At 62.4% G+C, this 19,617-nt stretch carries 21 protein-coding genes; 11 read left to right on the top strand and 10 right to left on the bottom strand.

Annotation, left to right across the window (positions count from 1 at the left end; translation table 11 throughout):
• Positions 1-149: 149 nt before the first annotated feature.
• From ABD742_RS12410 to ABD742_RS12420, 3 genes are read right to left on the bottom strand one after another with little or no spacing between them, the layout of a single operon-like run.
• Positions 150-1,187, bottom strand: coding sequence for an SLAC1 family transporter (locus ABD742_RS12410; RefSeq protein ID WP_234750635.1), 1,038 nt, complete (start codon positions 1,185-1,187; stop codon positions 150-152).
• Positions 1,184-1,708 (bottom strand): PaaI family thioesterase, encoded by a 525-nt coding sequence (locus ABD742_RS12415; protein WP_234750634.1) that lies wholly within the window; start codon positions 1,706-1,708, stop codon positions 1,184-1,186. Before ABD742_RS12415 ends, ABD742_RS12410 begins: the two co-directional genes overlap by 4 nt.
• A gap of 48 nt (positions 1,709-1,756) precedes the next feature.
• Positions 1,757-2,473 carry an SDR family oxidoreductase gene (locus ABD742_RS12420; RefSeq protein WP_234750632.1) on the bottom strand — a complete coding sequence of 239 codons (717 nt, stop codon included), beginning with the start codon at positions 2,471-2,473 and terminating at the stop codon, positions 1,757-1,759.
• A 127-nt stretch (positions 2,474-2,600) separates the two neighbouring features.
• On the opposite strand from ABD742_RS12420, the gene ABD742_RS12425 reads away from it, so the two are divergent.
• A complete protein-coding gene (locus ABD742_RS12425; protein ID WP_234750630.1) occupies positions 2,601-3,083 on the top strand; it encodes a winged helix-turn-helix transcriptional regulator in 483 nt (160 codons plus the stop codon).
• A 463-nt stretch (positions 3,084-3,546) separates the two neighbouring features.
• Here ABD742_RS12425 and ABD742_RS12430 read toward each other — a convergent pair whose 3' ends face one another.
• The 6 genes from ABD742_RS12430 to ABD742_RS12455 all read right to left on the bottom strand — a co-directional run bounded on the left by ABD742_RS12430 (position 3,547) and on the right by ABD742_RS12455 (position 8,874).
• Positions 3,547-4,296, bottom strand: a complete 750-nt coding sequence (locus ABD742_RS12430) for an SDR family NAD(P)-dependent oxidoreductase (protein ID WP_234750629.1) — start codon at positions 4,294-4,296, stop codon at positions 3,547-3,549.
• Positions 4,297-4,440: 144 nt separating this feature from the next.
• Positions 4,441-5,442 (bottom strand): Gfo/Idh/MocA family protein, encoded by a 1,002-nt coding sequence (locus ABD742_RS12435; RefSeq protein ID WP_234750627.1) that lies wholly within the window; start codon positions 5,440-5,442, stop codon positions 4,441-4,443.
• A complete protein-coding gene (locus tag ABD742_RS12440; protein WP_234750626.1) occupies positions 5,439-6,341 on the bottom strand; it encodes a sugar phosphate isomerase/epimerase family protein in 903 nt (300 codons plus the stop codon). Before ABD742_RS12440 ends, ABD742_RS12435 begins: the two co-directional genes overlap by 4 nt.
• Position 6,342: 1 nt before the next feature.
• The gene (locus ABD742_RS12445) at positions 6,343-6,912 is read right to left on the bottom strand and encodes a VOC family protein (RefSeq protein ID WP_234750624.1); all 570 of its coding nucleotides are present in this window, start codon (positions 6,910-6,912) and stop codon (positions 6,343-6,345) included.
• Entirely contained in the window at positions 6,909-7,904 is a 996-nt protein-coding gene (locus tag ABD742_RS12450; protein ID WP_234750622.1) for a LacI family DNA-binding transcriptional regulator, read from the bottom strand. The genes ABD742_RS12445 and ABD742_RS12450 overlap by 4 nt, the downstream gene beginning before the upstream one ends.
• Positions 7,891-8,874, bottom strand: coding sequence for a Gfo/Idh/MocA family protein (locus tag ABD742_RS12455; protein ID WP_234750620.1), 984 nt, complete (start codon positions 8,872-8,874; stop codon positions 7,891-7,893). The genes ABD742_RS12450 and ABD742_RS12455 overlap by 14 nt, the downstream gene beginning before the upstream one ends.
• Before the next feature lie 151 nt (positions 8,875-9,025).
• On the opposite strand from ABD742_RS12455, the gene ABD742_RS12460 reads away from it, so the two are divergent.
• The 8 genes from ABD742_RS12460 to ABD742_RS12495 all read left to right on the top strand — a co-directional run bounded on the left by ABD742_RS12460 (position 9,026) and on the right by ABD742_RS12495 (position 15,619).
• Positions 9,026-9,673 carry a bifunctional 4-hydroxy-2-oxoglutarate aldolase/2-dehydro-3-deoxy-phosphogluconate aldolase gene (locus tag ABD742_RS12460; protein WP_234750617.1) on the top strand — a complete coding sequence of 216 codons (648 nt, stop codon included), beginning with the start codon at positions 9,026-9,028 and terminating at the stop codon, positions 9,671-9,673.
• A complete protein-coding gene (locus ABD742_RS12465) occupies positions 9,670-10,218 on the top strand; it encodes a P-loop nucleotide/nucleoside kinase family protein (RefSeq protein WP_234750615.1) in 549 nt (182 codons plus the stop codon). Before ABD742_RS12460 ends, ABD742_RS12465 begins: the two co-directional genes overlap by 4 nt.
• 379 nt (positions 10,219-10,597) lie before the next feature.
• Positions 10,598-12,016: an MFS transporter gene (locus tag ABD742_RS12470; protein WP_234750613.1), complete on the top strand. Its 1,419-nt coding sequence runs from the start codon at positions 10,598-10,600 to the stop codon at positions 12,014-12,016.
• A 182-nt stretch (positions 12,017-12,198) separates the two neighbouring features.
• Complete coding sequence (locus tag ABD742_RS12475; RefSeq protein WP_344788083.1) at positions 12,199-12,540, top strand: TIM barrel protein; 342 nt, start codon at positions 12,199-12,201, stop codon at positions 12,538-12,540.
• Positions 12,537-13,010: a sugar phosphate isomerase/epimerase family protein gene (locus ABD742_RS12480; protein WP_344788084.1), complete on the top strand. Its 474-nt coding sequence runs from the start codon at positions 12,537-12,539 to the stop codon at positions 13,008-13,010. The genes ABD742_RS12475 and ABD742_RS12480 overlap by 4 nt, the downstream gene beginning before the upstream one ends.
• Before the next feature lie 179 nt (positions 13,011-13,189).
• On the top strand, positions 13,190-13,981 hold the full coding sequence (locus ABD742_RS12485; RefSeq protein ID WP_234750611.1) for an SDR family NAD(P)-dependent oxidoreductase: 792 nt from the start codon (positions 13,190-13,192) through the stop codon (positions 13,979-13,981).
• Positions 13,982-14,834: 853 nt separating this feature from the next.
• On the top strand, positions 14,835-15,455 hold the full coding sequence (locus ABD742_RS12490; RefSeq protein WP_234750610.1) for a helix-turn-helix transcriptional regulator: 621 nt from the start codon (positions 14,835-14,837) through the stop codon (positions 15,453-15,455).
• Positions 15,452-15,619 (top strand): DUF6036 family nucleotidyltransferase, encoded by a 168-nt coding sequence (locus ABD742_RS12495; RefSeq protein WP_234750609.1) that lies wholly within the window; start codon positions 15,452-15,454, stop codon positions 15,617-15,619. Before ABD742_RS12490 ends, ABD742_RS12495 begins: the two co-directional genes overlap by 4 nt.
• A 268-nt stretch (positions 15,620-15,887) precedes the next feature.
• Here the strand turns inward: ABD742_RS12495 and ABD742_RS12500 are convergent, their stop codons facing one another.
• Positions 15,888-16,823 carry a LysR family transcriptional regulator gene (locus tag ABD742_RS12500; RefSeq protein ID WP_234750608.1) on the bottom strand — a complete coding sequence of 312 codons (936 nt, stop codon included), beginning with the start codon at positions 16,821-16,823 and terminating at the stop codon, positions 15,888-15,890.
• A 125-nt stretch (positions 16,824-16,948) separates the two neighbouring features.
• Between ABD742_RS12500 and ABD742_RS12505 the strand changes: the two genes are divergently transcribed.
• Together ABD742_RS12505 and dctA are read left to right on the top strand one after the other, a co-directional pair.
• Entirely contained in the window at positions 16,949-18,088 is a 1,140-nt protein-coding gene (locus ABD742_RS12505) for a PrpF domain-containing protein (protein WP_234750606.1), read from the top strand.
• A gap of 56 nt (positions 18,089-18,144) precedes the next feature.
• Positions 18,145-19,455, top strand: coding sequence for a C4-dicarboxylate transporter DctA (gene dctA, locus ABD742_RS12510; protein ID WP_234750604.1), 1,311 nt, complete (start codon positions 18,145-18,147; stop codon positions 19,453-19,455).
• The last annotated feature ends 162 nt before the right edge of the window (positions 19,456-19,617 follow it).

The raw sequence follows: 19,617 nt of genomic DNA on the forward strand, positions 1-19,617 counted from the left end.
CCGAAATTTGGGGATTACCCGGTAAAGAGCCCCGGATGCCGCTGGGGTCTGCGGGTACCGCATGGAGGATTTGCTGAAGGGGGCAGAACGCCCCAATCCGATGTGTCTATGTCGTCGAAGGTCGAGCAGGAAAGCACGAAGCGGGAGCTTCAGTGCAATTCCGTGCTCTGTGGTGCGGCCAGTCTCGCTGCCTTTGGGGCGATGGGTGTTGGCACGGTGCGAGCGGCGATGACCAAGGTGAAGGCTGTTGCAAGGCCGAGAATCGCCCAGGCCCATATTTGCCGGCCGGGGAGGTCGGTTGTTGCAAGCCAGCGGATGGCATAGTTCGTGGTCGCACCCACGGGAAAGGTGAACACCCAAAACATTTGCGTGAAGGGAAGTTTGCGGTACTCGGGGAGGAGCATGACCTGCATCAGCACCATGATCAACAGGACGCCTGTCAGTCCGAGCTGCATCGCCCCCATGGGGCCTGGATGTGACACCATCCACGCGATATTGGCCGTTGCCGGCGCAGCCAGATAGGCGGACAGTCCGACCTTGGCGGCTGGTAGCACCTCGCCGCCGGTCATCAGGCGGACGGTGACGACGGCTCCTATAACCAGCCAGAAGAACACTCCAACGCCAAACGCGGCCATGGCCGCATTATGGGTGTGGATGGTTGAGAACCCGATGCTGGCAACGAAGGATCCGGCCGCGACGGGCAGCAGGTAGCCGGGATGGATGGATTGCATGGATACCCCGCCGGTGACCCAGTGGGCGAGGAGCTGGGCAGCGACGACGGCAAGGCCGGCAATGAAAGCCATGCACAGCCAGGCGCCCCATGGCGGCAGATACTGGCTGTAGTGCGACGAAAGCAGGATCCCGATTAGTGGGATGAAGGACGCGAAGGGCCCTGCCACTTCGTGTCGCAGGTCGGCCCGGAATGTTCCTTTTCGGCGAAGGCCCCGGACCACGTAGACGGCGGTCAGGATCAGCCACAGGGAGCTTGCTGCCCCGTAAAGGATTTCCTCCGGCCACATCGGGGATCCGAAAGAGCTCCTCGCGGCGGACCAGCCGCCGCCAAGACCGGCAAGCCCCAAGGGAATGCCGAAGCGGCTCAATGCTGGCATTCCCGACAGGGCGGCCGGGGACAAGACGCGATCCGTAGGGGCCGGCGTCAGCGCAACAGCGGTACCGGTATCAGTCATCTTGTCAGAGGGCCTGGTTGGTGGGTGAAGATGAGCAGCGTGCTCGTCGCGGTGGCGAGGAGTTCTCCCCCAGCGGTGCTGAGCCTGCCTTCAGTGAATATCACGCGCGAGCCGGTTTTCACGACGGACCCCTCTGCGCGAAGAGCGCCCTTCTGGAGCGTGATGGGTCGCAGATACTTGACCGCCAGGTCAATGGAGGTGTAGCCGATCCCTGCTTCCAGGGTACTGTGTGCTGCGCAGCCGAGCACCGTGTCAAGGAGCGTGCAGGCCAGGCCGCCGTGCACCATTCCGAGGGGGTTGTAGTGCGCTTCTCCCGGCCGGCACTGGAACTCGACGTGCCCGTATTTCGCATCGACGAGATCGAAATTCATGAGGGAAGCGATCGGCGGCGGCGCGATGCTGCCGTCGCGGAGGCCGGAAAAGTAGTCCAGACCCGACAGCCGTGGCAGCTGTTCGAGCGCGATTGCCGGATCCATCCAGGTGAAGGTTTCCGAGCGTTGCACGGAGGCGTTCGTTGACACCAGGGTTTCCTCCTTAGGTTCTCAGCAGGTCTTCAGGCTTTGCCGCGGTCATGCCGGGGAATTGGATGCCAGGACCGGGTACAGAGCCGAGATCGGACCGGACAGGCCGAGCTTCACGCCGGCGCTGATCTCGTCCACGATGACTTCGTAATCACCTTGCTCGAGCCCATCGAAGGACTTCCGTGCGACTTCCCCAGGGGAGGTCTTCGGGGCATCCACGCCCCTGGCCATGGCTGTGTCCATGTAGCCGACGTGAACACCCGTCACCTGGGTGCCTTGAGGTGCCAGTTCCACGCGGAAGGAGTTGGTCGCTGACCACAACGCGGCCTTTGATGCGCTGTAGGCGCCGGTGAGTGCGATCCAGCTGAGCACCGAGTGGATGTTGAGGACCGCTGATGTCTCGCTGGCGGCAAGCACCGGTGCGAATGCCCTGGTCATGGCGACGGGTCCGAAGAAGTTGGTCTCCATGACTTCGCGGATCTCCTCGTCGGAGAGCGCCAACAGAGTGTCCGATTCGACGCTCGTACCGGCGTTGTTGATCAGGACTGTGACGTCCTGGGCCTGGGCGACGGCGGCCCGGACCGAGTCAGCGTCGGTGACATCGAGAGTGAGAGGGACGACCCGGGGATCGTTCCACTCTTGCGGGCGGCGGGCTGTCGCGTACACCTTTGCAGCACCCCGGGCGAGGGCCTGTTCCACGAGCTCGCGGCCCAGTCCTCCGTTCGCGCCGGTGACAAGGACGACGGCGCCAGATAGCTGTGGCATGGATTCTCCTACTGTCGGATAGGGCGGGGACGCGGTTGTCGCGGTCTCAGAACATCAGATTAGCCGAGTCGGTTGTATTTTCCAACTAACCTGTATACTTGGCGAGAGTACTGAAAGCAGGTGAACGATGAATCGGCCGACCGAGAAGGCAGTAAATGCGCCGAGGGCGTGTTTCATCGCGGCAGGCCTCGACGTTTTAGGGGAACGGTGGGCGCTGCTCGCCCTTCGCGAGATGTCGTTGGGCGTTCACCGGTTCGATCAGATTGCGCGCAATACCGGCGCGTCCCGCGACATCCTGACGGACCGGCTGCGCACACTCGAAAACCGTGGCGTGATTGAGCGTGTCCAGTACTCCGAGCGCCCTGCGCGCTACGAGTACCACCTCACAACCTCGGGGGCGGAAGTCGCGCCCATTCTCATTTCGCTCGCGGCGTGGAGCAGTACATGGATGCGCGACGACACGCCCCGCGCTTCTTACCGGCACAGTTGCGGGGCGGACCTGAAACCGGTGGTGTTGTGTGCGGAATGCGGTGAGGAGTTCGCCCCAGGAAGTCTGATGCTGGGACCGCTTGTGTCAAGCACGGGTACGGACCCGGCGTCCGGCCAGTAACCACAAAAACCGAACGAAGGACGACGGCGGTACGTCCCGCCGTCGTTCTCTTGCCAAGGTTTGCGTCCGGCTTTTGCCGGCTGATTCCGGGGGCTCAGCCCTCAAGCTCCTTTTCGAAGCAGACTGACGCCGGGCGGCCTCGTCTTCCGTGGCGTACCGGTCGAGGAGTTCCTTGTTCGGCAGATCCCGTAACCGAGCAGCACGCGGATCCTCAAAACTAACTTCTTCGAGATTCAGAGCCAACTTCTCACCCGACACGAGACCTTCCTTCAGATTAGCGTGGAATCATGCTGCCGACCCCTGGAAGAAGGAGTCGACGGCGGCCGAACTGACAGCCGTCCCGGAGTCCCCGGTCTGGGGACTCCAGTATGGCGTCATGGTACTGTTCTGGGCCGCTCGGGGGCGCGCACCAGCCACTTGCGCCAATGCCTCGCAGCGCCCGCGGCGCCCTACCGAACGCGGTTCAGGTGCCCATGCCGAGGTGTGCTCCGCCTGCCACGTCGAGTGTTACGCCGGTGATGTAGCGGTTGTCCGGGTCGGCAAGGAAAAGGATGGCGCGGGCGACTTCGTCGGGTTCGGCGAACCGGCGCATTGGAAGTTCCGCGGCGCGTTTGGCCCGGTTGGCGATTGCATCCGGGCCGGAGTCTTTTGCGAACTGCGCCCACATAGGAGTGTTCACGGGGCCGGGTGCAATGGCGTTGACGGAGATGCCGCGGGGTCCGAGTATCTCGGCGAAGGACCACATGATGTGAAGCACGGCGAGTTTGCTCGCGTTATAGGGCAGGTAGTTGCGGCGGGCTTCTTTGGCTGCGACGGAGGAGAGGATGACGATGGCACCGGCAGTGCCGGTCTCAATCATTGACTGTGCCGTTTCCCGGACCATTGAGAACGTGCCGGAGGAGTTGATCCGCATGACGGATTCGTATTCTTCCGTCGTGGTTTCCATGATGTCCGGGGTGGTGCCCAAGACTCCGGCGGCGTGAATGAGGGCGTCGATGCGCCCGTACTTGCTTGTAATGTCGCGGACGACGGCGGCGCATTGCTCTTCGGAGGTGACGTCGAGCGGGAAGAAGGCGGCCAACTCCTGGCCCTCTTTGGGGGCTCGGTCGGCTCCTATGATGAGGGCTCCTTCGGCTCTAAGCGCATCGATGACTGCGTCGCCGATTCCGCCGCTCGATCCGGTTACCAGAACGACGTGGTCTTTGAGGCTCATTTGTTATTTCCGCTCATGGGCTGGCTGATCCGCAGTGTCCCTGCGGTTGGTTTCTGGGCTGCTCTTTTCATCTGCCTGGTTCCTTACTTGGGGTGTTTGTACCGGGGTCCGCTTCCGGACGGCCTGTTGAGGCACGTGATGCCTTTACGGTTTAGCTGTTGCACTCGTGGCATGGCTTTCCCATTGCCGGCCTTGTTGTTCCTCCGCGGGTAGTCCGGAGGCTGCGAGGATCCGATCCAGCAACCGCTGGGTATGAACGGCCTCGCGACCCGAGGTGAGCGGCTGCGCCCTGTCGGCGACGCGGTCGAGGAAGTGGTGGACGGCGGCGGAGAATCCGAGTGTGTCGGTCGCTGTTGCCCAGCCGTAGGCCTCGGCGCTGAGCTCGCGTGATGTGGTGACTCCGCTCACAGTGGTCGATACTGTTTCGGGTGCCCGTACCTCCACGGTCTTTCCGTCGCCGTAGGCGTCCAGTTTTTCGTTCCAGGCGCCTGCGGTTCGAGCGGCCATCAGCACTCCGGTGTTGCCGGTACTGAAGCGGATGATGGCCGCGACGCCGTCTTCTTCCCAAGGGTCATCGCCGGCTGCGTGCGCGGCCACGTCCACGGGGTCGCCGCCGCAGTACCAGCGGAGGAGATCGACCATGTGGATGGCGTTCTCGAACGTTGCGCGGTATTCCGAACCGGGGCGGTTCTTTTGGGCGACGCAGAAGGTAGCGCCCTTCTCGCCGAAGGCCTCGCGCCCTGCCGTATAGACAGGTGCGTAGCGGCGGTTGAAGTCGACCATCAGGATGCGGCCGCGCTCGTCGGCGAGGTCCGCCAAACGTTCTGCCTCCTCGGTGGCCGGGGCCAAGGGCTTTTCGCAGAACACGTCGACGTCATTGTCCAGGCACAGCTGGACGGCGTGCGCGTGCTCGGACCGCGGCGTGAGGACGAAGACCGCATCCAGGTCCTGGGAGGCCAGCATGTCCTCCACTGAGCGGTAGGCGGCACCGAAACCCCAGCGTCGGACCAGGTTTCCCGGATCCTCCCGGCGGGACACCAAGGCAGCCAGGTCAACATCGTCGCGCTGGACGAGTGTGGGCAACTGGGCGATGGTGGCGATGTTGCCTGCGCCGACGACGCCGACGCGCAGACGCTGGGCGTTCATCGGGCGTTCTCCATTTCAGCGAGATCAGTGAGCATTCCGCGCAGGGCGGCCGCGGATTCCCGGAATCCATCCTCGGGGGTTGGGAGGTCTTGCGGGTGCCAGCGGTACTCGTACTCGATGCTCAGCAGGTCATCGTAGCCGTGGCGCAGCAGCGCCGCGAGGATCTGGGGCCAGGGAAGGACGCCGGTGCCGACGACCCGTGATCGGACGGCGCGCTCGGACGCGTCGACGCGGGCCGTTTCCGTGGCGTGGAAGGCAGCGTTGGGATCGGTGAACACGAGGTCCTTGACGTGTACGTGACCGACCAGATCGCCTTGAACGGCGAAGGCCTCCTCGAACGTCTCGTCGTGGGTGAAGGTCAGGTTGGCCTGGTCGTAGAGAACACGAACGGCTGGGTGCGCAACCTCCCGGACGAGCGCCGCGGTTTGTGCCGCAGTCTGGGTCATGGTGCCGAAATGGTTCTCCACGCACAGACGCACCCCGGCCTGTTCAGCCTCAGGTGCCAGGGTCTGCAGGGCCTCCCGCAGTCTCGCCCATCGCCCGGCATGATCGGCGTCCCCCGGATGCCAGGATCCCGCGTACACGCGCACCCGGTCGGCCCCGAACAGATGCGCGGTCTCAATCGCGCCACGGAATTCGTCTACTCCCCCGCGCCATTCACTCTCGTCCAGAGCGTTGATGGCCGTGGTGTAGGGGGTAAGGCCAATGATGGGCAGGCCCTCATCTTCCGCTGCCCTCAATGCCTCCATTGCGGCGCGCCGGTCCCCCTGAGGGAGACCCGAAGTGTAGCCGTCCTGGTAAATGACTTCTGCGGCATCGAGCCCTGCGGCTCGGAAAAGCCTGATTGCCTGGGGGACCGTATGGTTCGGGGTGCCTAGTGTGTGGCCTGCCAGTCGCATTTTAAACGTCCTTCCTGAAAGTGTCTTGAGTTGCTGCCCAGTCCGCAGGACCGACCAGCCGCGGTGGGGTTGCGACCCGGGATCGGTCGACGATTTCCATCAGCAGGCCCCAGGGGGTGATGAAGTAAGTCCAGCGGTTGCCCGCCACGCGGGGACTGTCGCCGGCGACTTCCTTGCGCTCCCCGAGCACGCGTACTCCAGGGGTTTCCTGCAGCACGGCAACCGCTTCGTCTACGTCGTCCACAACGAAGCACAGGTGGTGGCCGCCTGCGTCGGAATGCCGTGGCGGGGTTTCCCGCCGTTCAGCGCTGCTCCATTCGAAAAGCTCAATGTTCAGGTTCGGAGGCAGTCGCAGCATGGCGAGGGTGAGCCGGGCATCAGCAGGGACATCGAAGTTCGTGGGCATGAACTCGGGGTCGGGTCCGCGGTCGGAGCGGTACAACTCCTCGGCGCCGAGTACCCCGACGAAGAACCTGATTGCGTCCTCGAGGTTCGGAACTGTCAGACCGACGTGGTCGGTGTGCCGCAGCCCGGGCAGCCGGCGCAGCGTCCTTGCGTTGGCCCCGGTCATTTGCGCGGCCCTGAGGTGGAGGCGCGCACCAGAAGTTCAGGTTCCAGAACGACGTGGTCCACTGATCCGTTCAGGTTCTGCTTCTCCGCCAGCTCGATCGCGATGTTTCCCATGTCGGCAATCGGCTGCCGCACTGTGGTCAGAGGCGGGTTGAACCGGGAGCCCAATGCCAAGCCGTCAAAGCCCATGACCGATACGTCCTCCGGCACGCGGATGCCGCCTTGGCCAAGGGCCGAGATCACCGCGAAGGCGACCATGTCATTGGCGGCGATAATCGCCGTCGGGGGATTCTCCATCTCAAGAAAGTGCTTTGCCGCGCGCGCCCCTGCGTCCGGATCGGAGCCGCTGTCGAGTACAAGGGGCGTGCTGCTGCCTTCCGCTGACAGCTCCAGATACGCGTCCATCCGGTCCTGCGCAGTGTGGGTCCCGGAGATACCGGAAACGTAGCCGATCGAGGTGTGCCCCAAGGAACGCAGGTGCTCCAGAGCCAGGACTATTCCGCGGCGGCTGTCGACGGTGACGGTTGGAACCGAGGAGTCGCCTTCCACGCGGTCGATCACTACCACCCGGTGGCCAAAATCGAAGCGCTTGAGGGCGTCGGTATCGACTTTCGTCGAGGGCGCGACGATTCCGAAGGGGGCGTACATGGCCTGCATCGCGGTGAAGTACCCCTCGGTCTTGGCAGGGTCTCCGTTCGTGACACACAGCAGCAGCTGGTAGCCGCGCTCATCAGCGGCCTGCGTCATGGTCTTGGCAAGTTCTGCAAAGAACGGGTTGGTGATGTCAGGCACGATCAGGGGGACGAAGGTGCTGGTCTTTGTACGAAGAGCCTGGGCGAGCGGGCTCATCGTGTAGCCGAGTCCCTCGGCAACCTTGAGGATGTGTTCGCGGGTTTCACTTTTTACCGCTTCCGGCCGGGAGAATGCCCGGGAAACCGTAGAGCGGTGGACGCCGGCCGCCTTCGCGACAACGTCAATACTAAGGTCTGCCATCTTCTTTTCCTCCGTGGTCGTCATATGCCTGCCAAATCGGACGCATCGCATCTTCAAGCTGGGCCAGCGTTGGCAGCCCTCGGAATCCATCTTCCAGTGTCTTCGCGACACGGCGTACGAACGGATCATAAAGAGGGTCACTGTCCAGATCGATCACGGCGGACTCAGTCGCCCCGTCCAGCGTGGTGAACGTGGCAGAACCGTCTGAGTCGATAGAGGCGAATCCGGCTTCGCCTGCGGACGTGTAGCTGCAGTATCGTTTCAACGGCGAACCCGGGAAGGCGTACCCCACCTCGATGATGGCTTCACGCCCGCTCGGGGTGGTAATGATGAGGCTGGCATGGTCCTCAACACCCGCACCGTGCAGAACAGAAGAGAGCCGGGAATCGACGTTCTCCGCTGACTCGTTACTGCCCTGCAGGAACAGATCGACAAAATGCGGTGCCAGATTCGCCAAGCAACCACCGCCTGCAGCAGCAGGGTCCAGCATCCAAGGATTGCCGTTATCCAGGTAGCGCGAGGGCGGCCCGGCGATAAAGGACATTCTCTGGTACGTCGGCCGGCCGGCCTTTGCCAGCCAGCGGTCGGCGGGGCCGCCCCGCTGAACGAACGGGATTGTCGCGGGCACACCGGCCGCTTCCGCAGCCTTCCGCACCTGGACAAGTTCCGCAAGTGAGGTGCCCAAAGGCTTCTCCACCACGAACGGAATGCCGCGCTCGATCAGCGCAAGACACTTTTCCGCCATGCCACTGTGCGGGCCGAAGACATAGGCAAGCCCGAGATCCGGCAGATCCACCAGGCTACGCCAGTCAACCTCCACGGGAGCGCTCCACGCCTCCGCAAGTCCCCGGACGAGCGATACATCCTCGTCACTGATGCCGACGACCTCGTGTTCTTCGCCGATCGCCCGCGCACAGAGCGGGACGTGCCAGTGCGAAGCACCAAGGATGATCGTGCGTGGTCCACTCATCTGCCAGCCCCTTTGCTAAGTATGAGATCGATTGCTGAGATCGGTTGCAATAACAGTATGGATGGTGGGAGAGTTTGTCAACGACACTTCAAGAGTGGCCCAGGGATGCTCCGGAATAAGGAAGCCGCCCGGGCCGGAAGAAAGGCCAGAAATGTACAAGAAACTTCGCACCCTGCAGACCATCGACGAATCCGGTGCCGTCCTCATCGTCCGCCTCGAGAACGCTGACGTGGCAGAACGCGTCGCAGAAGCGGCGATCGCCGGAGGTTTCCGCGCCCTTGAAATCACGCTCTCGATCCCGGGCGCGGTGGACGTGATCCGACGGCTCTCTGCCAAGCACCGGCCCAGTGGAGTAGCGATCGGAGCCGGAACGGTGCTGGACGAGCACTCAGCCTATGAGTGCATCCGCGCCGGCGCCGACTTCCTGGTCAGTCCCCAGCTGAACCCGGCGATGATCCGGATGGCCAACCGGTACCAGGTGCCGACCATCAGCGGGGCGTATACACCGACGGAACTTGTCGAGTCTGCCGAAGCCGGCGCTGACATTCTCAAGATCTTTCCCACGGAAGCCGGCGGCATCCCCTACGTGAAGTCGGTCCTCGCCCCGCTGGCGCACCTGCCGGTCATGCCGGCAGGTGGCGTCACCCCGGGGAATGTCGCGGAATGGTTCGCCGCCGGCGTCGCCTGCGTTGGGGTCGGCAGTGCCGTGACCAAAGCATGGCAGCCCGACGGCGACTTCTCCCGCGTCACCGAGGCCGCCAGGGAGTTCCTTTCGGCAGTGGCAGAGGCGCGCAAGTGACGGTCCCCAAAGTCTTCATTGTCATCGGCCCTGCAGGATCCGGAAAGACGACCATTGCCCAGCAAACAGCAAAAGAGCACGGAGCTGCATATCTGGACAAGGACCGGGTCTGTGGCCGCCTTGTCGAGTTTGCCTTGAAGGCAGCCGGACACGACCCCAGCGATCGGGAATCCAATGGGTTTTACCGGGAGAATGTTCTGCCCCTGGAGTACGAGACGCTCATGGATATAGCCGGAGCGAATCTGCGACTGGGACGGTCGGTCGTACTCGATGCACCCTTCGGTGCGTACTTCGCCGTACCGGACTACCTGACGCGCGCCGCGGAAGAATTCCACTGGCCTCCCACGGAGACCACGGTGGTGCGGGTGCAGGTCCCCCAGGATACTCTCCGCGGCCGACTCATTCAGCGGGGCCTGGAGAGGGACCGCTGGAAACTCGCCCATTGGGACGAGTACTGGGCATCGTACGGCAGCTTGGACTGCACCTGGTCCGGAGTCCGTTTCCTTGATCTCAACAATGAGAAGTCCCTGCCAATTCAGGGATGACTCTTTAGGTCCGGCTCGTGTGGATAGGCCCCCGCTTGTCCTCTCGTTACGTGCTGGCGACAGGTTTTGACCTCCGTTCGCTGAATCGAAAATGACCGTTGACAGAGCGGGCAAGCCTACGTATCGTTGCTTGCAACCGATCTCAGCAACCGATCTCATTTATGAAACTGTTGCAATCGATCTCACGGAGAAGAGGCTCGATCAGCTTCTTTCCCACAGCAAGTCAGGGCAGCGCCTACGCGTTGCGCCGGCTCTTCGCCTTGCCAGTCGATTGTCCCGTCGAGCCGGGTTACAGCCGGGCGAGACCCGCACACCGTTTCAGGTGTCCGGGAATATTCCAATACCCCTCCGCAGCAAACATGAAAATATGGAGAGTTCAATGAAGACCTCAAAAGAAGCCGTCGGCAGTCCAGACCCTTCGGAGCGAGCCGACGTGTCTGAGCCCCGTCGACGCACCGTCAATATGGTGGCAGGCACGATCGGCCACTTCGTGGAGTGGTACGACTGGTACGTCTACGGGCTGCTGGCTGCGGTGTTCGCGGGACAGATATTCCCAAGCGAGTCCCCGTTCGCCTCCCTTATCGCAGCACTGCTCACCTACGCGCTCGGGTTTGTTGTACGCCCGCTCAGCGGAATCATCATCTCTCCACTGGCCGACCGTTTCGGCCGACGGCTCATCCTGACGCTGTCCATCTCCGGGATGGCGCTCGGCTCTCTGATCATCGGCCTCACTCCTTCATTTGCGACCATCGGCTATGCAGCGCCCGTTCTCTTTCTGGTTGCACGCATCCTCCAGGGCATCTCGGCCGGTAGTGAGGGACAGAGCGCCATCGCCTTCATGGTGGAACACGCTCCCGCGAACCGGAGGGGCCTGTTCGGTTCGTTCACCAACATGGCAAGCGGCCTCGCAACCCTCGTCGCGACCGGCGCCGCGGCAATGGTGACATCATCCTTTGCACCAGCGGACCTCGCCGCCTGGGGTTGGCGCATCCCGTTCGTCGTGGGGGGCATCCTCGGCGTCGTCGGTCTCGTCATACGAGCCCGCTCAGATGAGACCCCTGAGTTTGAGGCAACTGCCCTCGTCGATCAAAAGTCGGCCGCGGCCCGCCTGATGGACCTGCTTCGCGAACACCCGAAGGCGCTGCTGCAGGCAGCAGCGCTCTCTGCCCCGGCCGTGGCCTACTACACCTGGGCCACCTTCCTTCCCACCTACGCCAAGCTGACCACCGGCCGGGACCTGGCCTCCACCCTGGCCGGAAACGTTATCGGGCTGGCCCTGCTCGTTATCATCGTGCCGGTCTGTGGCGCGCTCTCTGATCGACTCGGCCGACGCAAAATCTTCCCCATCATCGGTGCCATCGGCATGATAGTCCTCTTCTACCCCATGCTCCTGCTGCTGAACCAGCCGGGCTTCGGCGTCTACGTTCTGGTATCGGCGTCCGGGTGGGTGGTCCTCGGTATCTGGCAGGCCGTCTACCCGACCATCCAGGCCGAACTGTTCCCCGCCTCAGTCCGTGTATCCGGCATCGGCTTCGCACACCAAATCGTCATCGCCGTCTTCGGCGGCACCGCCCCGCTGATCGCCGCAGCCTTCGTTGGCGCCGGACAGCCCATGAACGTCGCGATCTACATGATCGCCATTGTCACTCTTTGCCTCATCGTCTACTTCACCCTCCCCGAGACCGGCAGCCGGGCAGGACGTGCCACAGTCGCTCCAGCCGACCCCGAGGTACTCGAAGGCGAGCACCTGCTCTTGAGCACTTCATCGGCAACCGACGGGGCGAAACGTTCCCAGTAGGCACACCTGCCCCTAGGAAGCCGTAGCGGCTCGACTAGGCAAGAAGGGGTATGCATGCCCCGAGCCTCTTCGAGCCGCCCAGCGCTCCAAGGATGCGATCCCTTACGCAGGATCGCAATTCACATTGCGTTATGAATGAAACGAAGTTTCTCCATAGGCGCAGAACTGAGAGGATGTTCGTAATGATTATTAATACGTTTTCCTATCTATGGTCATCTACGGCAATTGATGCGATTGCGGAACTGGCCGACAATGGGTATGAGACTTTTGAAGTTCCGATTAGCTCTCCACATTGTTGGCCAGATGAGATATCCGGCTCGGAGCGCTCTGAAATTTATGCAAGGCTCAATGAATACGGTGCAAAAATCCGGTCGCTGAATGCCGGTGGATATGACATCAATTTGGCTAGCCCGGGCGCGAACATGCGTCACAAAAGTATTGAGCATATCAAATCGGTGATTGACTTGGCCGTAGCTTGGGATGTCGCCGAGGTGGTGATATCCCCCGCACAAGACGTCCGATGATTTCACCTTCACTCGAAAAAGCCTACGGATGGATGTACGAGAGCCTGGAGAATCTAATTCCACTGGCCAAACAGGCCGGCGTACGACTACTTTTCGAAAACACTCCCTATTGCTTCACTCCTACCATTCAGGACTTGGCAGGCATCGTAAGTACGGTCAAAGATGACGCACTTAAGATCGTGTACGATGTCGCCAACGCTGCTTACATAGGAGAGGATCCCGTAGATAGTTTGCTCTCCAATCACGAATCAATTGGACTTGTGCATATTTCTGATACGGGCATGCAAACCTGGGGTCATGATCCAATCGCCACAGGAGTGATCGACTGGTACGGGTTAGGCAAGGCCGTCAAAACAACCTGCGGAGTCAATAACGTTGTTCTCGAGATAATTCGCGAAGAGTACCCCGTGCAGGAATTTAAGAAGGCAATGCAGGATCTCAAAAATCAAGGCTGGGAATTAGGAAATTAGTTCCCGCGTCGGAGATCACGGCACATCGGCTGCTGTTCTTAAAAAGGTAATGGAATCGGCTTTACATTGGGAACTGAACTGCAAAGCGACCTGAGAGGTTCGCGGTCTATGATTTTCTATCATATTTTGGCAGTCAAATATGATTCCCATGTGAATCCCTGTGAAAAGGAGTGTGTGCGATGAGAGCTTTGGTCAGTGGCGGAAGTAGCGGCATAGGCGCAGCTACATGCCTGAGACTCGCAGAAGCGGCTCTCGCTCGGGGCGTGCACCCGATGATTGCGGTGTGCGGACACGAATCGAACACTAGCCAAGAACAAGTTGTTCGTTCAATCCAGTCAATGGGAGGTACCGCCGTCGCATTGGCGGGCGACCTCGGTGATCCCGATGTGCCAAGTCAGCTTGTAGGAGCTACGGTAGCCGAGTTCGGTGGGCTAGACGCGCTGGTGGCGAATGCCGGAATCGCTAGCCCTGGCGCAATATGTGACCTATCCCTTGAGGACTGGGACGGCATGTTCTCCGTTAACCTCCGCGGCGCGTGGCTTCTTGCCAAAGCAAGCTACGCACATTTGAGGCATAGCCGCGGTTCGGCTTGTTTTACCTCTTCAATGTCTGGCCAGCTACCACATGCCGGATCAGGTGCTTACAGCCCCAGCAAGGCTGCATTGACAATGCTAGCCCAAACACTCGCGCTGGAATGGGCACCTGACGGAATTCGCGTAAATGTGGTATCCCCGGGTATGACCCATACAGGGATGACCGAAAAAATGTATGCCGATCCCCAAATTAAGAAAGCAAGGGAAGATATTATCCCGTTGTCAAGAATTGGAGACCCCGTGGACATTGCGAACGTGATCGAATTTCTTGTGGGCCCGCTATCGGGCTATGTCACCGGGCAAGACATCTGTGTCGATGGAGGCTTCTCTAAGTCTATTCTTAGCCATATTCCTGGTAGACCTAGCTCTAAATCTTGAAGCCCGATCTGCATCGGTAGCCCGGAGAGTGACGAGCCGTCGCCCGGGAACAGCGGCAAAGCACCCTTGCCGGTGCGCGGGGCGCTACCATCTATCAACGTTTCTGGTCGCTTCGAGACGTCACCAACCGCACCTACTCCCCGGCAATACAACATGGCAGCCTCCAGGAGCGGTTCCCGCGTTCTGGCCACCGGCACAGCAAGTTGAGCCCGGAGACTACTACCGGGCCTGGGTAATCATCCGGGATCAAACACCACACCAATGACCACTGCACGGCCCTCAACCGACTCAACAGGGGTCATTTTCGACTGGCACTCTCCCGGTAATTCACAGATCGTCAGTTGTCCCGAATGCTCCGGGCTAAGTGCTGGCGCCGGTCATGTAGATGCGTCAGCGACGTCAGTCACCACGATTTCCGAGGCCGCATAGGAAAGCGCGGAATGCCAAGTCCCGCCACATCAATCGTCCCGCCAACCGATACGGTTGCTATTGGGCGGAGCTCCCCCAACCACCGCGAAAAGTCAAGCATTGTCAACAGTCAGGGGCCAAATAGGCCCCTGACCTGCGACAACACTGTGCCCGGGGTGGGACGCGAGCCGGCTTCCAGGCCTTGAAAACACGGGAAACTCCCGAAAACATGCCAATCTGAGCCAAACCGGCCGATGTACGAGCCGATCCGAATGCCAAAAGTGTTGACACCGTCAACACTTCCTTTTTGCCCCAGTCCAGTTGTCTCGCCACTTTGCCACGCTCCCCCCGAGGGCCTTCCAGAATCAGGCCGTGCGGGGCCGTACGGGACAGTGTGAACCTGTCACCATTCGGTGACATACTGGGAAACTGCAAGGCAGGACCGATGACACCTGAAACCAGCATCGACACGCCCGCGGCCGCCGGTGCCATCATCCGCTCCCGGCGTCAGGAACGCGGCCTTTCGCAACAATCACTCGCGGAGGCCGCCGGGGTTTCACGGAAGTTCATCGTTGATCTCGAAGCCGGCCACGAGCGGGCCGAACTCGGCAAGACAATGGCCGTCCTCCACACCCTTGGATTGTCCCTGACCGCCACCCACGCCATCCCCGGCGGTAGCGACTACGACCCGGCGCAGCGGGACTACGCCGAAACCTTCACCCAGCTGATCAACTCACGGGACTTCGAGTTCGCCATCAAGATGCTCGCCGACTACGCCACAGCATCCCTCAAAGCCGGACGACCCCTGCTCCAGCGCAGCCCCCGGCTCAAGGAGCCACACTGGTCCGCGGCCCTGGCAGGGATCACCAACTACACCGCACACCGCCTCGGGCAACCCCCACCGTCCTGGACCAAACGCATCAAAACCCTCAACGAGGCGTGGATACCGGCCGAGTCCTACCGGAGCATCAGGGAACCGATGAAACAACTCATCATGTCCGAAACACCAGCCGAACTCGCCGCCCTCAACGTCTTCATCCGCGAACGCAGCCTGGCCACCGCATGAACGGCGGAGAACTCACCGCGGCTCAAATCCGGGCACTCCTCCACGAACTCGGCCGACGCCTGCAAGCCCGAGATGTGCACGGTGACATCAAACTCGTCGGAGGCGCCGCGCTCATCCTCCAAGGAATCGGTAACCGCGCCACCGCCGACATCGATGCCAGGTAGGGTGCCATCCCCGCCGGGGACATTGTCATCACGGCCCTGTTGTACGGCGGAGTCGTTCCGGTCGTCGCCCAGTACGGAGACGCCCTCGCGTGCACCGTCATCGTCGACATCAGCAACCCCTTCAAACGCCACGTTCGACGGACTGTCCCACAGTGAGGAGACCTCGATCAGGCTGCGGTTCATCTCGCCATAGCCGACCAACTGACAGATGGCACGTCAACGTTGGTGGCTCAAGGAACGAGAACCTGCGCGTACTGCAGCACGGGACTCACGAACTGGGGTTGCCTGCTGCGGGTGCAAGGGTCTGCATCCGTTTCGCTGTTGACCGGAATACGGATGCGGCTTGCTGGCCGGCGGGGCTGAGCCTGCGGTTCGCGAGGTGGGCGAGGAGGATCCTCCGCGTCGGGGAACTGGCGAGCGGAACGGCGATGATGTCGGGGCGGAGGGCGCTCAGGGCGAGCTGCGGGGCAAGGGCGATGCCGATGCCCGCGGCGACCATGCCCTGCGTCTCTTGGTAGTCGTTGGCGGCGAAGGCGATGCGCGGTTCGAAGCCGGCATCGCGGCAGACCCGTCGGAGGACGTCGGCCACGGGGTGTTCGTCGCGGACGATCCACTCGTGGTCTCTCAGCGTGTCGATCCGCACGGAGCGACGCGCCGCGACAGGGTGGTCGCGCGGTACGAGCAGCATTGTGGGGTCATTCATGAGCCGGACGACGTTCAGGTCCTCGTCCTCGATGCGCTCCCAGGGGTAGTCCCACAGCAGGGTGAGCTCGATGTCTCTCCGCCGCAGCCGTTCGAGGAGGCCGTCGCGACGGGCGCTGACTACCGTGACGGCGACCTCCGGATGGCGCGCGCGGAAGGCGAGCACGACGTCAGGCATGAGGGAAGCCCCGACGGTGGGGAACGTCCCCATTCGCAGTTGGCCCCGCCGCAACCCGGCGAACTCGCCCATCTCGGCCCGGGCAGCCTCGATTGTCCTGTCGATGTCGTCCGCATATCGCACGAGCGCCTGACCTGCATCGGTGAGCACGACACCTCGTGGATGGCGGTCGATCAGGGCGACGCCTACTTCGTGTTCAAGCTTCGCGATCTGCTGGGAGACGGCTGAGGTCGTGAAGGAGAGAGCCGTCGCGGCGGACGTCAAGGAGCCGGAACGGCTTACCTCGCGGAGCAGATGGAGCCGGTGCAGGTCAAGGTCGGCCATGCATCGAGTTTAGCAAAAGTGAAGGGCAGTCGAGAATCCTGTGATTGTGCTGAACTCTCGGGGCGTGGATCGTAGAAGGGGCAGGCGCCGTGAGGCGCGACCACGACACGTGAAGGAAGAAGACCATGCAACTCCGCGGTCATTGGTACCGGGGCGGCACGAGCAAGTGCTGGCTCTTCGAGGCCGAAGACGTGGCACCTCACGCCGGGAGCCGCGAGGAGATCCGCAACCTGCTGGCCGATGCCTTCGGCGCAGCGGATGCCCGCCAGCTCGACGGCGTCGGCGGCGGCACCTCAACGACGTCCAAGGCTGCAGTTATCCGCGCCACTCCCGAGGGACCGGCGGACCTCGACTACCTCTTCGCCCAGGTCGGGATCGGCGACCCCACCGTGGAACTCGGTTCCAATTGCGGTAACTGCGCCACCGCGATCGCCCTGTACGCCGTCCAGGCAGGTATCGTTCCTCCCCAGACGGGAATAACGAGGGTCAGCATGCGCAACCTCAACACGGGAGCCGTGCTGAGCGGCACGATCGCCACCCCCGGCGGCCGCATCCCGACGTCGGGCCTGGCCAGTGTTCCGGGCAGCAGCGCGCTGGGCGTTCCCGTCAGCCTCTCGTTCCACGCCCCGTGGGGGCGGACCACGGGCGCGGTTCTGCCGACGGGGCGCGCGGCCGACAAAATCGCTGCTGACGGGCTTATTCTTACGGCGACCCTGGTTGACGCCGGGGCACCGGCGGTGCTGATTCCCGCTAACGAGGCAGGCATCGACCTGTCCTCGATGACCGGCAACCTGTCCGAGCACCTGCCCACGCTTGTGGCGGCCCGCTCCGCGGCAGGGCTGATGATGGGACTGAGGAAGCCCGAAGATCCTCCGCAGAACGCGGTGCCGAAGGTCGGCGTCGTGGCAGCGCCGGGCGACTACACCGCGGCCGACGGAACGAAGATCGCGGCGGATACCCACGATCTGCGGGTGCGGATGCTCTCGATGCTCGCACCCCACCCCGCCATCGGCCTTACCTCAGCCGTGGCAGTCTCCCTCGCCGCTGCCCTGCCCGGATCGGTAGTGGCCAAAGCGCTGCGCCCGGCAGATAGCGCTCACCAAGGGCGCCGGCTTCTGCGCATCGGAACGCCTGCCGGTGTCATCACCACCGAGGTCGTCGCCGACGACAACGGGTACGTCAGCGAGGTCGCCCTCCACAGGGCGGCCCGCCAACTCGCCGTCGCCGACATCGACGTCGCACAGCCTGTGCCACAGACGGCCTAGCACCTACAATCCGCCCCTGCCATCATGAATAGGGCACTCACCCAGGAAGTTGTTCAATGAAGATCAAATCCATCCTCGGACATTTGTACGTCCAGGTACTCATCGGCGTCGCGCTCGGCATCCTCGTCGGCGCCCTGTGGCCGGACCTCGGTTCCTCCCTCAAGCCGCTCGGCGACGGGTTCGTGAAGCTCGTGAAGTTCATGATCGCGCCGATCGTCTTTTGCACCATCGTCAGCGGCATCACCTCCCTGACCGACACCAAGAAGGTCGGTCCGACTCTGCTGCGTTCGCTGGGCCTGTTCTACGTGCTCACCTTGGTGGCCCTGGCCATCGGCTTGGGCGCGGTCATGCTTTTCCAGCCGGGCGCGGGCATGCACATCAACCCGGCCCACCTCGATACCTCGGTCGCCTCGAAGTACACAACCCAGCTGCCCAGCAGCAACCCTGCCGACTTTCTGCTGAGCATTATCCCCACCACCTTCGTCGGGGCCTTCGCCAACGGCGAAGTCCTGCCCGTGCTCGTCATCGCGCTTCTCTGCGGCTTCGCCTTTAGCAAGCTCGGCGCACCCGGGCAGCTGGCCCTGAACGTGGTCAACAGCTTCAACAAACTGCTGTTCGTCGTGTTCGGCTACCTCATGAAGGTCGCCCCCATCGGGGCGTTCGGCGCCATGGCGTTCACTGTCGGCAAGTACGGAGCCCACTCGATCGGCAACCTCGGGATGCTGATCCTCGCCTTCTACACCGCCTGCATCATCTTCGTGGTCCTCGCCCTCGGCATCCTCGCGAAGCTCGCCGGTTTCAGCCTCTGGCGGATCCTGCGCTACTTCCGCGACGAGTTCCTCATCGTCCTCGCCACGTCCTCAAGCGAACCCGTCCTTCCGCGCCTGCTCTCCAAGCTCGAGCGCCTCGGCTGCGACCGCGGCGTCGTCGGCCTCGTGGTCCCGACCGGCTACTCCTTCAACCTCACGGGCACCGCGGTCTATCTCACGCTCGCTTCGATGTTCATCGCCCAGGCCTGCGACATCCACCTGAGCTGGGACCAGATCCTCCTCATGCTCGGAATGATGCTCCTCACCTCAAAGGGTGCAGCGGGCGTGACAGGCAGCGGCTTCGTCGCCCTCGTCGCGACCCTGACGATCATGCCCACGCTTCCCGTTGCCGGCGTAGCCCTCATCGTCGGCATCGACCGCTTCATGAGCGAAGCCCGCGCCCTCACCAGCACCGTCGCCAACATCGTCTCGTGCGTCGCCATAGCCAAGTGGCAGCACGCGCTCGACACCGACAAGCTCCAATCCGAACTCAAAGCGGGCTTCGTGCAGACTGAGGCGGAAAAGCTCCAGCTGACCGAACCCGCCCTGGCCCGCTGAGGGTGCCCACCGCGAATCAGGCTCCTACCCCTGGCGGAGGCCTGACGCCAGAGAAATGCCAGACACACCGACACATCTCCGTGCAGGCACCCCAGGAAACCTTCGAAACATAATCAGAGGCTCAGGGGTCCCCTCCAAAAGCCGCATCGGATACCAGGCCCT

This window comes from Arthrobacter ramosus, from assembly GCF_039535095.1.
Classification (GTDB): domain Bacteria; phylum Actinomycetota; class Actinomycetes; order Actinomycetales; family Micrococcaceae; genus Arthrobacter; species Arthrobacter ramosus.

Excerpts from the sequence above, each read along its gene's own strand:
- ABD742_RS12410 (WP_234750635.1), bottom strand. The coding sequence starts at position 1,187 with ATGACTGATACCGGTACCGCTGTTGCGCTGACGCCGGCCCCTACGGAT.
- ABD742_RS12420 (WP_234750632.1), bottom strand. The coding sequence starts at position 2,473 with ATGCCACAGCTATCTGGCGCCGTCGTCCTTGTCACCGGCGCGAACGGA.
- ABD742_RS12425 (WP_234750630.1), top strand. The coding sequence starts at position 2,601 with ATGAATCGGCCGACCGAGAAGGCAGTAAATGCGCCGAGGGCGTGTTTC.
- ABD742_RS12430 (WP_234750629.1), bottom strand. The coding sequence starts at position 4,296 with ATGAGCCTCAAAGACCACGTCGTTCTGGTAACCGGATCGAGCGGCGGA.
- ABD742_RS12435 (WP_234750627.1), bottom strand. The coding sequence starts at position 5,442 with ATGAACGCCCAGCGTCTGCGCGTCGGCGTCGTCGGCGCAGGCAACATC.
- ABD742_RS12440 (WP_234750626.1), bottom strand. The coding sequence starts at position 6,341 with ATGCGACTGGCAGGCCACACACTAGGCACCCCGAACCATACGGTCCCC.
- ABD742_RS12445 (WP_234750624.1), bottom strand. The coding sequence starts at position 6,912 with ATGACCGGGGCCAACGCAAGGACGCTGCGCCGGCTGCCCGGGCTGCGG.
- ABD742_RS12450 (WP_234750622.1), bottom strand. The coding sequence starts at position 7,904 with ATGGCAGACCTTAGTATTGACGTTGTCGCGAAGGCGGCCGGCGTCCAC.
- ABD742_RS12455 (WP_234750620.1), bottom strand. The coding sequence starts at position 8,874 with ATGAGTGGACCACGCACGATCATCCTTGGTGCTTCGCACTGGCACGTC.
- ABD742_RS12460 (WP_234750617.1), top strand. The coding sequence starts at position 9,026 with ATGTACAAGAAACTTCGCACCCTGCAGACCATCGACGAATCCGGTGCC.
- ABD742_RS12470 (WP_234750613.1), top strand. The coding sequence starts at position 10,598 with ATGAAGACCTCAAAAGAAGCCGTCGGCAGTCCAGACCCTTCGGAGCGA.
- ABD742_RS12475 (WP_344788083.1), top strand. The coding sequence starts at position 12,199 with ATGATTATTAATACGTTTTCCTATCTATGGTCATCTACGGCAATTGAT.
- ABD742_RS12480 (WP_344788084.1), top strand. The coding sequence starts at position 12,537 with ATGATTTCACCTTCACTCGAAAAAGCCTACGGATGGATGTACGAGAGC.
- ABD742_RS12485 (WP_234750611.1), top strand. The coding sequence starts at position 13,190 with ATGAGAGCTTTGGTCAGTGGCGGAAGTAGCGGCATAGGCGCAGCTACA.
- ABD742_RS12490 (WP_234750610.1), top strand. The coding sequence starts at position 14,835 with ATGACACCTGAAACCAGCATCGACACGCCCGCGGCCGCCGGTGCCATC.
- ABD742_RS12495 (WP_234750609.1), top strand. The coding sequence starts at position 15,452 with ATGAACGGCGGAGAACTCACCGCGGCTCAAATCCGGGCACTCCTCCAC.
- ABD742_RS12500 (WP_234750608.1), bottom strand. The coding sequence starts at position 16,823 with ATGGCCGACCTTGACCTGCACCGGCTCCATCTGCTCCGCGAGGTAAGC.
- ABD742_RS12505 (WP_234750606.1), top strand. The coding sequence starts at position 16,949 with ATGCAACTCCGCGGTCATTGGTACCGGGGCGGCACGAGCAAGTGCTGG.
- dctA (WP_234750604.1), top strand. The coding sequence starts at position 18,145 with ATGAAGATCAAATCCATCCTCGGACATTTGTACGTCCAGGTACTCATC.